The 15,261-nt window shown below is 38.1% G+C and carries 15 protein-coding genes; 6 read left to right on the top strand and 9 right to left on the bottom strand.

Going from position 1 to position 15,261, the window contains the following annotated elements:
- Positions 1-409 precede the first annotated feature (409 nt).
- Both AC625_RS25430 and AC625_RS25425 read left to right on the top strand, forming a co-directional pair.
- A complete protein-coding gene (locus AC625_RS25430; protein WP_082190940.1) occupies positions 410-538 on the top strand; it encodes a YfhE family protein in 129 nt (42 codons plus the stop codon).
- Between the two features lie 195 nt (positions 539-733).
- Positions 734-901, top strand: a complete 168-nt coding sequence (locus AC625_RS25425; RefSeq protein ID WP_082190939.1) for a YfhD family protein — start codon at positions 734-736, stop codon at positions 899-901.
- Positions 902-938: 37 nt separating this feature from the next.
- Here the strand turns inward: AC625_RS25425 and AC625_RS04410 are convergent, their stop codons facing one another.
- From AC625_RS04410 to AC625_RS04390, 5 genes are all read right to left on the bottom strand, one after another.
- Entirely contained in the window at positions 939-1,460 is a 522-nt protein-coding gene (locus tag AC625_RS04410; RefSeq protein ID WP_049680178.1) for a DoxX family protein, read from the bottom strand.
- Between the two features lie 596 nt (positions 1,461-2,056).
- Entirely contained in the window at positions 2,057-3,157 is a 1,101-nt protein-coding gene (locus tag AC625_RS04405; RefSeq protein ID WP_049680177.1) for a GerAB/ArcD/ProY family transporter, read from the bottom strand.
- 56 nt (positions 3,158-3,213) lie between these two features.
- Positions 3,214-3,435, bottom strand: a complete 222-nt coding sequence (locus tag AC625_RS04400; protein WP_049680176.1) for a hypothetical protein — start codon at positions 3,433-3,435, stop codon at positions 3,214-3,216.
- On the bottom strand, positions 3,432-4,619 hold the full coding sequence (locus AC625_RS04395; protein ID WP_049680175.1) for a Ger(x)C family spore germination protein: 1,188 nt from the start codon (positions 4,617-4,619) through the stop codon (positions 3,432-3,434). The genes AC625_RS04400 and AC625_RS04395 overlap by 4 nt, the downstream gene beginning before the upstream one ends.
- A 50-nt stretch (positions 4,620-4,669) precedes the next feature.
- Positions 4,670-6,247, bottom strand: coding sequence for a spore germination protein (locus tag AC625_RS04390; RefSeq protein WP_049680174.1), 1,578 nt, complete (start codon positions 6,245-6,247; stop codon positions 4,670-4,672).
- A 374-nt stretch (positions 6,248-6,621) separates the two neighbouring features.
- Between AC625_RS04390 and AC625_RS04385 the strand changes: the two genes are divergently transcribed.
- The 3 genes from AC625_RS04385 (at position 6,622) to cdaS (ending at position 9,692) form a co-directional block, all read left to right on the top strand.
- Entirely contained in the window at positions 6,622-8,034 is a 1,413-nt protein-coding gene (locus AC625_RS04385) for an FMN-binding glutamate synthase family protein (RefSeq protein ID WP_049680173.1), read from the top strand.
- 130 nt (positions 8,035-8,164) lie between these two features.
- Entirely contained in the window at positions 8,165-8,671 is a 507-nt protein-coding gene (locus AC625_RS04380) for a DUF3189 family protein (protein WP_049680172.1), read from the top strand.
- Positions 8,672-9,080: 409 nt separating this feature from the next.
- A complete protein-coding gene (cdaS, locus tag AC625_RS04375; RefSeq protein WP_049680171.1) occupies positions 9,081-9,692 on the top strand; it encodes a sporulation-specific diadenylate cyclase CdaS in 612 nt (203 codons plus the stop codon).
- Between the two features lie 1,022 nt (positions 9,693-10,714).
- Here the strand turns inward: cdaS and AC625_RS04370 are convergent.
- From AC625_RS04370 to AC625_RS28730, 4 genes are all read right to left on the bottom strand, one after another.
- Positions 10,715-11,749: an AI-2E family transporter gene (locus AC625_RS04370; protein WP_082191237.1), complete on the bottom strand. Its 1,035-nt coding sequence runs from the start codon at positions 11,747-11,749 to the stop codon at positions 10,715-10,717.
- A gap of 109 nt (positions 11,750-11,858) precedes the next feature.
- Positions 11,859-12,482, bottom strand: coding sequence for an exonuclease domain-containing protein (locus tag AC625_RS04365; protein WP_049680169.1), 624 nt, complete (start codon positions 12,480-12,482; stop codon positions 11,859-11,861).
- Positions 12,483-12,500: 18 nt separating this feature from the next.
- Entirely contained in the window at positions 12,501-12,731 is a 231-nt protein-coding gene (locus AC625_RS04360; RefSeq protein ID WP_049680168.1) for an excisionase family DNA-binding protein, read from the bottom strand.
- Positions 12,732-13,119: 388 nt separating this feature from the next.
- Complete coding sequence (locus AC625_RS28730; protein ID WP_483824133.1) at positions 13,120-13,344, bottom strand: YczF family membrane protein; 225 nt, start codon at positions 13,342-13,344, stop codon at positions 13,120-13,122.
- Positions 13,345-13,644: 300 nt separating this feature from the next.
- Between AC625_RS28730 and AC625_RS04350 the strand changes: the two genes are divergently transcribed.
- Positions 13,645-15,261 carry a spore germination protein gene (locus tag AC625_RS04350; protein WP_049680166.1) on the top strand — a complete coding sequence of 539 codons (1,617 nt, stop codon included), beginning with the start codon at positions 13,645-13,647 and terminating at the stop codon, positions 15,259-15,261.

The following is a 15,261-nucleotide window of genomic DNA, read 5'->3' as shown; positions in this document are numbered from 1 at the left end:
TATTGGGAGTCTTTTCAATTATTTTAGAAATTTAGGCAACAACGTAGATTTAGGATGGCAGTAAGATGAAGGAGAATTTCCGTTATTTCTCTACATAAAAAAAAGCAATATTCCTCAAGCTTTTTGCTTTTGAATATTGACCTCTATTGGTTTTATAATTTTATTACCACACTCTTTACAAATCTCAGTCTTCCTAGTCAACGTTAAACAATAATTACAATAGTATCGCTTCATACTCAACCTCCTTTTCATATATTTAGTTTAATCCAGCTTTATTTTATCTGTGTATGAATTTTGTTAAGAAATTCTAAACTTTGACACTTACTGGGATCCGCCTTAAAAGATTCATCGTATAAAATCAGTTTGATTGGAAAAAATATGAACAACTGCTAAATAGGAGCTGATGAAAATGGGAAGCAAAAGAAAAGAAAAACTGGTCAAGAACAAATTAACATCCACACAAGAATTTCTTTACTCAAGGGACTTTAAAAAAGCGGATCGTGCTGGTGGATACGCGTCATCCGGCAAACTATATTAAGCTGGAGGGAATTTCCGCTCATGATACTTTGATTTCTACAAAAGCTAAATGAGGGTATCTCAAAAGCAAAGGGTCAGACCCCGCAACAACTAAATACAGTACATAATTAGTATCTGAAACATTACATACTGATTTAGAGTGCGAGGTCAGACCCTTATGAGACGTTCTCATTTTGCATGATAGGGGGAATTAAGAATGGCGAAAGAGCTTAACCAACAATCAGTTCAACGATTCAAAAATCAGAAAAGCGATGGACTTGATATTGAATTTTCCCAAGAACTTGCTGACCATGACGATTTAGAAGCACAACAACGCTCACAAGCAGCCGATAAGCGGGCAAAACAGAAACGTAATACACATTAAGAAGAGGATGACTCACTGAGTCATCCTCTTCTTAAGCTTAATGAGCAATTTCTCTTTTGCGAAAAACCTTTCCATTCCCCTTATCTTTACCTATCCATCCTTTAATGAATGGAATTGCAAAGCGGTCTACACCATAATTATATGCTCCTGCTCCTGCAAAAAGGAGAATGATGGCGATTGTATAGAAAACTGGATTCGTGCTTATCGTCCCTGCTAAAAGGAAGTTAAGATTCATGAAAGCTCCTGCAATTAACGCTGGAATTGTTGCCGCTCCAAGAATTAGTCCGACCCCTACTAATATTTCACCCCATTGAACGAAGAAGCTAAATAGTTCTGCATTTGGTAAAGCCACTTGTTCAAGGAAGCTTGCGTACCAACCTTGAACTGCCGGGTGGTCTCCACCAGCTTTCGCTATCGCTCCTTGGATAAATCCACCTGCATTGAATTCACCACTAGTAAGTTTGCCCCAACCACCCATTACCCATTGAATGCCTAACCAAATTCTCAATACTGCCCAAACTCCACTAATAATCGGTCCGTTATTCCAATTCGTTTTCATTCTACATCTCTCCTTAAAAATAATTTAACGTAAGTTTGTGAAATTATTCACATGAGTGCTTAAAAAAAATGCTTGCTGTTCCATGATTAGTTTGTCTAAAATATAGTTTGTGAATGTTTTCACTAACTTTCTGTACATTCATCATACTACCCTCCTTTCACATTTGCAATAGCGTTCACAAAGTAGTAACAAATATTTTTTATTCCTTTTTTCACTAAATAAAATTTTTAATATGCACTACAGGTTTATGTCTTCTACGCTGGGCATTCAATTCGAAAGTCCCATAGAGCTATACCGACAATATGATACATAATCTTTTACGCTTGCTATAATATTGAGCTCATTCAAATTCAAACATTGCCGCCGATTATTAAATAATCTATAAAGTGAAACTTCAATGAGTGGGAGGTCTTACTCCCCAACTCATTGTTAGTCCCGTTCTAAAGACGCTAATATCTTCGCTCAGCAAAGATATTAGCGTCTCTACGAACCGGGATAAACTTCCACCGATCCTGGACACAGACTTTTCACCTTTCTACAAAAGCTCCTTTTCAACGACCATACATCACCAGCGGCAAGCCATTAGCTGTATAACATTAGCTAGATTCAGTTTTTTTACGTTTTTTTTTCCGTAAAACAGCTATCAACAACAACAACAGCGGAATAATCGTTTGAACGATTATTCCGAACATTGGGAAGGTTCCTTCATTAAAACGCTCTATTTCCAATGTATTAGGAATTGACCAAAAACCAAATACTACGATTAGAATCCCGATCGGCCATATAATAGGACGATAGTCCGAAAGTTTTAGCCATTGTGCAGTACTTAAAACAGCCACATAATAAAACCCTGATATTTTGATAAACGTACCTACAATCCAAATAGCCATGACGGCAGACTCGAAATTTTCAAAAAATTCAGCGATACTGATATAGCGTGCTACATTCATCAGAGGATAAACCTTTGAGCTTGTTGCTGACCCGAGTACAAAAAGAACAACCAGATTCACCACAACCAACGTCACCATTACAGCAAATACCGTCAGCATTCCATATTTCATTCCCTTTTTTTTATCCGTTAAAAAAGGGAATAGAAAAATCACCATAAAAAATTCGGTGAACCATCCACTTGGCACAATCGCCCCCTTGATTGGCGGCCAGATTCCGTCCCCTAATATCGGGAAGATATTCTTAAATTCAAAATCAGGCACTACTAAGATAATTAAAATGAGAAGTGGAAAGACAAAAAGAGGGAAAAACAATTGAGCAGCCCTCCCTATTACTTCTAAACCTCCATATACAATAAAAGCACATAATAATACCATCGATGCCATGGTAACGCTAATTGGAGTACGAACTAGAAACGAATCGACAATAAATTCGGCATACTCTCTGAGAATTACTCCTGTAGTTTGGATATAAAAAAATAAAAATAATAAACCAAGAATTTTACCCAGTAACCTACCTAAAATATATTCACTAAATTGAATAACGGTTTGTTTTGGGTAAAGTTCATGCAGTTTATACACGATATACACCGTCACATACCCGATGATGGATGCGAAAATGGGGGACAACCATAAGTCGTTTTTAGCATATTTGGCTGTTATGCTCGGCACCCCAAGAATAGCAGAAGCTACAATCATTGGATACATCATAATTGCCATCTGAAGCGCAGAAATTTTACCTTTCTCCATCATCTTGCTCCTTTCTACGATAGTAAGGAAATATGAGATGCCTTCCACTTATACAATTACTTTTCCATAAACTTGCCAAACGGCTTGAAAAGCGTGACAATCCATGAAGTCGGTCCTCCCATATGGGGAAGATCGAACATGGATAGCACCCAACCGATGAGGAGAAGTGTAAAAAAAGCCACTTTGTCTTTATTAGGGGTTTGTTTCATTTTCGGCCATTCATACAAAATGATCAGTACCACGATGATCGTTGTACTTACAAAAGCCCCCCATCTCATTGTTCTTTCACCTCTTTTTCAGGCATTCCACCTGGTTTGTTTATATAGCCCTGTCTACGAACATGAGCCTTTATTTCGATTTCTAATTCTATCTCAGGGTATATCTTATCCCAGCGACCTTCGTTTTCTTTCCATTGTTTAGGGTATTTACGAAAGAACTCTTCACCGAAACCTACAATATCAGCCTTCAACACTTGCTGTGTTTGTTGAAAAGCTAGTTTAATACGCTTTTCTATTTCTTTTGCAAATGCTTTTTCTACAGCCCTTATTAATTTTGTACTTGAAAGGTTCAAATTCGTTCCATTCTGGATGATAGATCCTTCTGTATCAATCTTTACGACCATTATCCATTTCTTATTTTGAATTACAGGAACCAACTTTATAGTAGCCTCAATGGGATTTATTGATATCTTCCCTTTTTCAGCACCTAGTTTAAAGGTAACTGTGGATGCCTCTATTTCATTTCTTATCCACAATATTCCTCTTGTTTCATTTTCCGTCAGCTTTCCAATCATTTTATCTTTTTTAAACACTGCCGTCCCAACAATGTAAGGCTTCCCTTGTGATTTCTCTTGCCCCTTCTCTGGGGGTAGAATATCAACTCTTGGAAGTGCGGCTGCTTGAGCAATACCGATTAACTTTTCATCTAAATCCTGCAATGTTACCTGCATTCCGAGATGTAAATCAGAAATTTCCCGAAGTCTTTCCGCGGAATAGCGCTCTAAAGGAGCAAATAATTCGAGGATAGGCTTTGCTTTTCCTTCACTGACATACACATACGCTCTCTCTCTTGGCTGCGGATGACGGAGCAAAAAATCCATCTGTTCTTGGATTCCTGCCTTCGCTAACCTTTCGCCGAATATAAACACTTTACAATGTCCCCAAAAAACTCTGCGTGGGAACTCGCTTTGAAGCTTGGATAATGCATCTGAAATATTAGAACCTTTATGGGATGTCACCAACGTAACAGCTCCTCCTCCCCCCGTTCCCCCTCCTTGACCACCTCCGCTACTTAATGCTTTAGGGATAAATATTTGGAGGGATAGTTCGATTTGATTGTCATCTTTTTTATCGATTGCTGCTGCTGTAACAATGGCCAAATCATTAACTTCCACTCGATCCCAGCAACCGCTTACTAATAAGGTTACTCCGCTTACTAAGACCAAAAGAAAGATGTTCTTCATAAAGAGACGCCCCTTTCCTTTCTCCAATTTTTTATCCCGTCTTCAATCTTTTATTCCGTTCCACCTCCCCTTTTTGGATTTGGTGCCTGTTCTGGGGACTGACGGTATAAGTTAGATTCTCCAGTGAGGCGTGGTCGTGTATCCATCATCCACCAAGGAGCTCGCCATAGCACATCTTTCAACTCACCGCCTTTTAAAGGTGCTAGTGGCGATAAATAGGGGATGCCGAAAGAACGTAAACTGCATAAGTGAATGACTATAGCGATAATTCCCATCATAATGCCGAGCAATCCTAATGTACCTGCAAGTAGGATGATCGGAAAACGCAGCATCCTGATCGCAATTCCAGCAATATAACGAGGCATCATGAAAGAAGCAATTCCCGTAATCGCCACGACAATGACCATTGGTGCTGAAACCAATCCTGCTTGAACGGACGCTTGGCCAATCACAAGCGCTCCAACAATACTGACAGCGGAGCCTATTTGCTTCGGCAATCGAACCCCTGCCTCCCTCAGTGCCTCAAACGTAATCTCCATGATCAACGCCTCTACTATGGCAGGAAAAGGAACCGCTTCTCGAGACGCTGATATGCTAAGCAGTAGCGCTGTTGGTACCGCTTCCTGATGGAAAGTCAAAATAGCAACATAAAGGGAAGGTAGCAAAAGAGAAATTCCAAGAAATGCAAAACGTAACCATCTGATAAACGTGCCAACCATAAAGCGTTGATAATAATCCTCATGTGATTGAATTAAAGAAAAGAAGGATATGGGAGCAATTAAAGTAAAAGGAGTACCTTCTACAAGAATGACAGCCCTACCCTCCAGCAAATTAGAACAAGCGATATCCGGCCGTTCTGTTGACATAATCTGAGGGAATGGTGAATACGGATTGTCCTCAATCATTTCCTCAATGTACCCACTTTCTAAAATGCCGTCTATCTCGATTCGCTCCAATCGACTCGTTATCTCTTCAATTAGCGCTTGATCTACAAGGCCATCAATATACGCAACCGCAACAGTCGTCTTCGTATAATTCCCGATTTTCATCGATTGGATTTTAAGAGCAGGACTTTTAATAATACGTCGTAATTGAGACGTATTTATTTCTAAAGATTCATTAAATCCTTCTCGAGATCCCCTAATTCCTCCCTCTGCTATTGGTTCTTCAATCCCCCGCTTTTCCCATTTGGCCAACCCTAAGGAAAATCCCTCACTCTTCCCTTCATAGAGAAGTATCGGATTTCCAGAAGAGATGGATTCTATACAATCTGCCAACATATTCATTCTTGTTACTTGGGAAACGGGCAGTTTATGTTCAAGAAATTCATTGATTGATTGTGGCTCGTTGACTGGTTCCTGCATGAGTGGAGAAAAGACAAATTCTTCTATCTTCTCAATGTCAGAAAGACCCTCAATATAAATAACCATCGCTCTTATTTTTCCGAAAAGTAAGAATGGACGGAAAACGACATCTGAACAATTATTATAAACGGAACGAAATGTTTCGACATTTTGGTTGAAGTTTTTATAAAGGGTATCCTGTGGCTTAGAATCCTCGTGATTCTTTTGTAGATGAGGCTTCTTTTCTTTTGTTTTCCCTACTAATTTACTCACATTACGAATCAAGCTGATCCCCCTCTTTTTACTGGTGACCCTAACTCCTTCTTCTATAATTCTACATTTAGGGTATTCTATACAATAAATCCTGAATTTGGTGAGGACATATTTTTCGTTTTGCAATGACCTTTTAAGAAAACATATATATGTAAATAACGGATTCTAAAAAAACTTCTCCCTATGTAAGATGGATCTAGCTGTTGACCACATAATTTTCTTTTATTAGGAAATTATAGTAATTAATTGTATTAATACAGTGAAACTTCAATCAGTAGGTTTTTCTTCATCCCCCACCTACGTTCTTCAATTCCTTTAAGTCTTGAAGTGGGGTCTTACTGCCCGTTAATGCGGGATAAATTAAAGTTGATCGTGGAGACGTGAATATGTTGAACCTTTTATCTTATTTTACTTTTGCAATGATAGCCATCTTGTTTGTTTTATTTTTATTCATGCTCGTTGGTTGGCGGTGGATGATAAAACGATTCGTAAAGCAGACTGGAAAAATCATTTTAACCGATAGTTATCAAGAAAATATTATGGAGTTGATGCCAGGGCTTCGCCATATGGGCATTCAAAATGTGCTTGAAAATAGCTTACGTGCAGAAACTGGCGATCTCCTTCATCGCCCACTTGGTTCTTCAAAAAAATGGCCGCATTTGGATCCGATTACCTTTATACCTGCCCAGACGACACCGTTTCCTACTGGTGGTGAAGAAGAAGTTGATATGAACATTACTATTGGACCAAAAGCAAAAAAACCTATGAAAATACAAATTCCGCTTATGATCAGCGGGATGGCCTATGGAATCGCACTAAGTGAACAAGTAAGGCTATCTTTAGCAGGAGCAGCTAAAAATGTAGGAACCGCGATTAATTCTGGAGAAGGTGGTATTTTACCCGAAGAATTAGACACAGCAGGAAAATATATTTTGCAGTTTTCCAAAACAGAGTGGTCCAAGGAAGAAGACCTTATTAAGCGTGCAGACATGATTGAAATTAAACTCGGACAAGGGGCATTACTCGGGATGGGTGGGAAAATATCTCCCGAAAATTTAACAGGTCGTGCTCGTGAAATTATGGGGCTTAAAGAAAATGAGGACGGAGTCATTTTTGAACATTTTTTTGAAGATCAGACATTAGAAGATATAAAAGAACTTGTTAAGGAACTTCGGAACATATCAGGTGGTGTTCCAATTGGTGTAAAAATGGGAGCAGGTGGAAAAATCGAAGAAGATATTGATCATTTAATTGAGATTGGTGTTGATTATATCGCGATTGATGGCGGACAAGCAGCCACACACGGTGCGCCCCCCATTTTATCAGACGACTTCGGAATACCGACATTGCATGCGGTTGTCCGGGCTGCCAATCATTTAGAAAAAAGAAAGATGAAAGGGCAAATTAGTTTAATTATCTCAGGAGGTCTTTTAGTACCTGGACATTTTTTAAAAGTGCTTGCACTCGGTGCTGATGCTGTATATTTAGGATCCACTATATTATTTGCTGTCGCACATAGTCAAACATTGAATGCCCTTCCCTTTGAACCACCTACACAAAGTGTTTGGAATCAAGGAAAATTCAAAGACCAATTTAATGTAGAAGAAGGAGCCAAGGCTGCGGAAAAATTCTTAACTGCAAGTATAGAAGAAATGAAAATTGCATTAAGAGCAATGGGGAAACGCTCTTTAAAGGAGTTGTCAAAAAAAGATTTAGTATCCTACGACGAGCTGACAGCCAAAATGATTGGCATTCCATTTTCCTTTGAACCATGGGAAGACAAACAAGAAAAAAAGTAAGTGAATGTATATAAAGATTGAATACTCCACTGGATACGAAACAGTTAATTCAAGATGGAAATTTCTTTGGATAGCGTATGTATAAGTGGAGATACTAACAAGATATCGTTTGTGGGAAAAGGGTGAAATCATGATTTATATATACAATGATTATGCCGGAACACATAGCACAGCAATCGCGGCAGCGTATCATTTAAACAAATTACCTACTGGTCGAACGCTGACCAAAGAAGAAATTTTAGATATTGATTATTTCAATAAGTTAACGAACCATGATATGGGCCGAATCATCTTTCATGGCGTAGATGAGGATGAAAACTCTGTCTATACACTGGGCCGAAAGAACGATAAACTCGTTGTTCCTGCTTTAAAAAATTTAGGTGAAATATTGCAGGAAGCATTTCAAGGAGATGAAAAGATTGTTTTGTCCAACACTTCCCCAACTGTACCATTTGCTATGACAATGGGGGGGCTTTTTTCTAGACGGCTAAAAATAGACTTTATCGGTGTCCCCCTATTAGTATTAGGTGCAAAGCAATGCTATTCTGATATTATTCAATTAGTTGAATATACGAAACAAATAGGACATTCGGCAAAAACAAGGGTCGTTATCATAGAGAATAAGGGTTTTACCTAAGGGTGGCTTATGTTCCATCCTGTCTATAAAAACTCTGAGAAGTGTGTCGGTCCAATTTCTACTGAGTGAAAAGGGTGCACGTCTGCTATTTATAAGTAGGATAAGTTATCCACACCCCTGTGTATAATGTGGATAAAAATTCAGATTATTTAAATAATAAGGGTGAGTTAAAGAGAATTACTCACTTCCTTTTCCTGTTACTTATGGATAACTTTGTGGGCAATGTTAATTAGCTTGACTATTATGTATAATCAGATATTCACCCCTGTGGATAAACTCATTTCCTATATTTTATTAAAAACAGTCCCCTTTCTAAAATACCGAATGCGACTATTTTGTAAGGTAACCGTGTACATAAATATCTAGAATTTGCTCAAGCTAAAACGGAAGGAAAGGAGAATGAGGAACAATGAATACATGTGATTTTTCGCCGATGAAACAGAAGATTGAAGCAGATATTAAGGAAATTATCGAGCAGCTCGAGAAATCATTGAACGTACTTCAAAAGGAAAGTAATTGTTTATTGGGGAGCTTTGAGGAGATTAAGAATCGTTTTGTTCAAGTTCAATCAGCAGCAGCTAGCTTTTATATGAATTGTTATTTATCAGAATACACAGCAAAATATGAAGATATATCAAGATGTATTCAACAACTTTCCTTGATTCGTCACGGGGCCCTTCTTGTAATTGAACGATCAATCGTTGTAGATAGCTTCATTCAAAAAGGAACGTTGATTCGTGCTGAACTTACCCCACAATTATTAGCTACAATCTTTTATCCTGGAAATCCGCTACATGATGGGGCTGTCCTCATTCGCGGAAATGAAATTTTCTCTGCTGCCAATATCCTTCCTTTAACTAAGCAACAAGTCGGAGAAAAGAAATTAGGTACGCGACACCGTGCAGCATTAGGCTTGTCTGAGCAATGTGATGCAGTTATTCTTGTTGTATCTGAAGAAACGGGCAAAATTTCCTTCACTATCGATGGTAGTTTTTATCCGATAAGTACGAGCACCACTTAGATTGAGGTAGTCCTTATTCTATTTCTCCTTCTTCTTTAAAACAGATTCCAAAGCTCCCACAACATCGATCTCATAATGAGTTCCGGTTAACCGTTTAATTTCGTCCATTGCAAATTAAGCAGAAAAAGCTGTACGATATGCGCGATCCTCTGTCATCGAGTCGAACGTATCTGCAACACCAATGATTTTAGATGGCAAAAGGATTTCATCTTCTTTGATACCTAATTTAGCTGCTTTCGTAACTCCTTTAGCAGTCAGCGCGTCGACATAATGAATTATTTGGTCAAGTGATGCATTATATGCGCTTGTACGTTCTGCAAAGACTGAAGATTGCTCGCTAATTTTACCTCAGCGCTGCTTACTTCTGTTTTAAAGTAGCTACTTGCTCTGAAAGACTAGCAATCTCACTTTGTATTAATTACCATTTCGTCTGGTTTTTGGCCATATTTCTATATTACTCATTGCAATAGTAAGGTTAATTGGGTGAATTAGGCACTTTTTGTTCAATTTCCGCTTAGTTTTTAGAAGATATTATCAAAGTAATGCATCGGATTGTGCTCCGAAATTCGAAAGCCTTCCGTTATTCATTTATATGAGCAAGAAGTCGCTAAATTAAAACAGAATTCCTCCTTCCCAATCACCAAACAAATTTTCATGAACGCGCAAGATATTGGTTTCGCGAAAATTTATCTCCTCATTCTTGAGAGAAGTCCTGAAAAACTAGTCGGAGCTGTAGTAATGAAATAACACCTAATCCACGCTCCAACTCATAAAGCATACTAAGATTGGCCGAGATTTTGATTAAAATATGAGAAGAAAAACTTCTGGCAACCTCATACTCACCTAGAACTCGCGACTAAATCTCATAAAGTGAAACTTCCATCAGTGGGGGGGTCACCCTCACTGATAATTAGTCCCGTTCTACTGAAGGTATTATATAGTCTATTAAACCGGGATAAAAAATGGATGTTCAAAAAGGATAGAACCAAGCAGATGGAAATCTACTTGATACTATCCTTTTTTCATTTAACCTTATTTTTCTTTATGAGTGGTTTTCCAGTATCATTTGGTATTTCTAGCATATCAATGACGAAGATAAAGATTGGAATCCCAATGATTAACCCCCAAGTTCCAAGGAAATGCTCGGATACAAGCAATACGACCAAAGTGAAAAATGTAGGCAGGTTTGTCTTGACCGACATGAACTTAGGATTGAGCACATAAGCCTCCAATGAATGAATAACAGCAACCATCACTAGAATCGCGATCACCTTTGTAAGGCCTCCAATGCTATAGGCGATCATACAAAGTGGAATTAAGGAAATAATTACACCCGCTACCGGAATTAAGCCAAGAAAGAAAATCATAATTCCAAGGCCTAGTAACTGCGGAAAACCGAGAATCCATAAGAACAGAACAGACAGCACGGAATTTGTTGTGGCAATCAAAAATTGTACTTCAATGACTTTTCCAAACGAATTCGTGAATTTTTTCCCAAAATGTTCAATGTTTAAGAAAAACTCACCGAACTTTCCATACTTAAATTTGGAAGTGAAGCGGATAATTTTATCTTTTTCAAGCAAGATAAACAAGCTTAAAATGATTGAAATAAGCACCTGAATGGCAAGTGAACCTACTCCTGATATATAACCGTACACAGCAGTAAATTGCTTCGGGATGTCAAAAGACGATTCAGGACTATTAATAAAACCTTTTATATAATGAATCACCTGGTTATCGGGCGGGTGCTGATAAAAGTGGAAAATTTGTCTAACTAATTCAGAAATTTGCATCGTTATGACAGGGAGATATTTATACAGCACATATGCTAACGCAAGTGCAAATACTGTGTATAATACAGCTAGGATCAACTTAGGGTTAATTCTCACGTATCTATTTGCGTAGGTTGACAAAAGGTTTTGAAGCCGGCCCATTAGAAACGTAAAGATGAACGTAAATAAAACGAGATTAACCATACTTCCCATACTATAAAGCACAATAATCAATATCAATAATGTTAAGAACCTAGTAAAGCCTTTACTTTTCAAAAAATTCATTACTTCATTCACTTATCTATCTCCTTATCTCTACGGTGCTTTCTAGTTTTTCCATTTCTATGTGTTTTACACGTTTTATGGATTTAGGACTGTATGCAGAACAATTCGATTATAATTTAAAAGCTGATTTCCGCTTTACTTGTGTAGCAGCAGGCTTGTATTTTCGCATCGGCCCGCGTTTAAGTATCTCCTGCAAATATAAGTCACCGTATGGATTTTGTTTTTTGATAAGTTCAAGTAAATATGTAATGTCATCCATAGCTCTATGAGATTGAACGTTCGATATAGCATGATGTTGCAATAATGTCAATAATTTACTGTTATACATGCCATAATCCTTCCAAGCGACACTTCTCATGGTGCAATACCATTTCAGTTCATTAACTTCTGGATACATCCGAACTAAGAAACTACGATCAAACGATGCATTATGGGCGAAAATAGCATCTGCACGATTAAAGTATGTCTTAATCTTTACATCATAAAAGCTTTTCCCACAGACCAGCTCGAACGGGATTCCATGAACTTCATAGGCATGATCATAGTTCCGCCTTGCACTCGTAGACATGGGCTCCCTAAGAAATGAGTCTTCATCAATCACTTCCAATACTTCCCCTGTCGACTCATTATAAGAAAATAGCTTCATAGCAAGCTCAATCATTTCATCTTCATTTGGGCTTAAACCCGTTGTCTCTACATCTAGTACCAAACCCACCTTTTTTTGAATGCTCAAACTAGATCCCCCTTGTCTTTAATCCTCATCCTTAATATCTAAATCCTCAGGGATCGGTTCACTTAAAATATCTTCAAGCTGTTTTTTGTATGTCTCAACTTGCTCGAAATGAGTCTTAAACTGATCCTTGTATATTAAATATTGCTCACCGTCATGAACGGTTCGAATTTTATTCTGCAAAATCAAACTTTCAATATAAGATTCAGGCATCGATAAATATTCAGCTGTCTCTTTAATCGTCAAATACATGGCCATCACCTCTTTTAAGTCTCTCTTACTACTATACTAAAAATAATTGGCGAGCACTAAATATTTTGATCAAAAATTTTTAGGTAACTTGACTGGAAATTTCATCAATTGGATGTTGTTTGGAAGATTTGAATCGATTTGTTTGATTGGGAGTATTTAACTCCCCCGTGTTCAAGTACTTTGGTATGCAATTGGGAGACATTTTTGTGCTCGATTCTAGCGGTGAGTAAACAAAGAATAATTACTTTTCTTTCTCAACAATACCTTTTTTCATCATCAACCGGTTCATCTACATACAAATCTACAATTTCATTCAAAATACTTCTTTGAAACTCCACTTTATCTAAAAAAGAAAAGACTCTTCTATATGAATTCCTTTGTTTTAGAATTATGTTTTAGTCTTATTTGTTTTTCCCTTCTTTTTTTGAACAAAAGCAATTATCGTATCAGCAAATAATATAAAAACGAAAAGAAATAGAACAACTAATTCGGGCGTTTCCATCACAACAAAGGGATTATATGCGTTTTTTAACGAAGTTCTGAAATCAAAGCCTTGTAGAATATCCAAGTACAGCGAAAAACTAAATAAAAGTGCCAACATTAAACAAGTCACACCAAGAATTTTCACTTTTATTCACTTCCTTTCACTAAATATTGTTCACTTGTTTGCAAAAAGTAAACCTGTTTTAAGAGGATGTTCAAAAAGTCTGGTAAAAATAGCTGTCGAATTTCTTCGTCGCTCTGTCTCTTCGGTCCTCGAACCTCTCGCCTCTTTTTATCCTCCTTTTGAACACGCACTTTTAGGGGCTACCGTCTAACTTAAAAATTGTGACTTTAAAACCAAGGTATATTTTGCATAGATAGAAAATTATTAGAAATAATAAAAGAAATAAAAAGAAAGGGGTCTTCTGCGATGCCTCCATTTTTTAAATATAAAAAGCAAAAAGTACATACGGATCAAAGCAAAGATACCCAAGATTCGGCAAATCATCATGTACCAGAGCCTATTGAATCTTCCCTGTCAGCTAATCTTGATAGCATTAAGCAAAAGACTGGACACAGCTCAGATATTATCGTCCGAACAATCATTACTGGTAATACTTCTTTGCATAAAGCGTCCGTTGTTTATGTTGCTGGCTTGGTTGATACTCAGGCCATCAATGAGTTTTTAATTGAACCATTGCAAACAAATCACGATTTACTTGAAAAGCTATATCAGCAAGATGGATTAGATAAAGTTACAAAGGAATTCATTACGCTTGGAAGTGTACATCCGGTAACGAATTGGGATGAGCTATTTTTATCGTTGATGTCAGGTGATACGATCATTCTCATCGACGGATCTAATAAGGCATGGAGTGCGAGCTCAAAAGGCGGAGAAAGACGTTCCATACAAGAACCGAGTACACAAGTATCTGTCCGTGGTTCAAAAGAAAGTTTTACTGAGTCAATCGGGACAAATATAGCGATGGTACGTCGAATCATTAATAATCCCGATTTATGGATTGAGACGATGAAAATCGGCAAAGTGACTCGAACTGACGTTTCTATTATGTATATAAACGGCATTGCCAAAACTGAAGTAGTTGATGAAGTACGTAAACGATTAAAAAGGATTAATATCGATAGCATCCTTGAATCGGGCTATATTGAACAATTGATTGAGGATCAGACCATCACACCATTTCCGACCATTTTCACGACAGAAAGGCCAGATATCACCGCAGGAAATCTCCTTGAAGGCCGAGTAGCGATTTTTGTAAATGGCTCTCCGGATGCGCTCCTGGCCCCTGCTTTATTTATTGGTTTTTTTCAAGCCGTTGAAGATTATTATTCCCGCTACGATATCGCAACAGCCACGCGCTTTATACGAGTCTTAGCTTTCTTTATTTCCTTGATAGGACCAGCTGCTTATATTGCCATCACAACCTTTCACCAAGAAATGATTCCGACACAGCTGTTAATCATTGTTGCGGCTCAACGAGATTCAGTGCCTTTCCCTGCATTTGTCGAAGCCATCATCATGGAAATAGCATTTGAAATTTTGCGCGAAGCAGGGATCCGAATGCCAAAAGTGATCGGCTCGACGATATCAATCGTCGGGGCACTGGTTATCGGTCAAGGTGCGATACAAGCTGGCATTGTTTCGCCGGCAACGGTTATTGTCGTAGCCATCACGGCGATTGCCAATTTTGCTACGCCTTCCTATACGGTCGCAATTTCTGCCCGTTTGATTCGATTTCTCTTTATGATAATTGCCGCGGTGTTTGGATTTTACGGAATTATCTTAGGATTCATTATGCTTTTGGTTCATCTGGTCAGCCTACGCTCATTCGGTGTTCCATATATGACACCGCTCGCACCATTCATTCCGAAAAACCTAGGGGATACGATTATCCGAACTCCGCTATGGGCAGAGAAAATAAGACCAAGATTAATTAGTAGCACTGATAATCCAGTTCGTGCAGGGGAAGATCAGAAGCCCGCACCTCCCCAAAAACGTGGTATGAAGAAAAAAAACACTAGATAA

The organism is Peribacillus loiseleuriae, from assembly GCF_001183985.1.
Taxonomy (GTDB): domain Bacteria; phylum Bacillota; class Bacilli; order Bacillales; family DSM-1321; genus Peribacillus; species Peribacillus loiseleuriae.
Note: the sequence above shows the minus strand (reverse complement) of the source record. Positions and strands in the feature narration are given on the sequence as shown.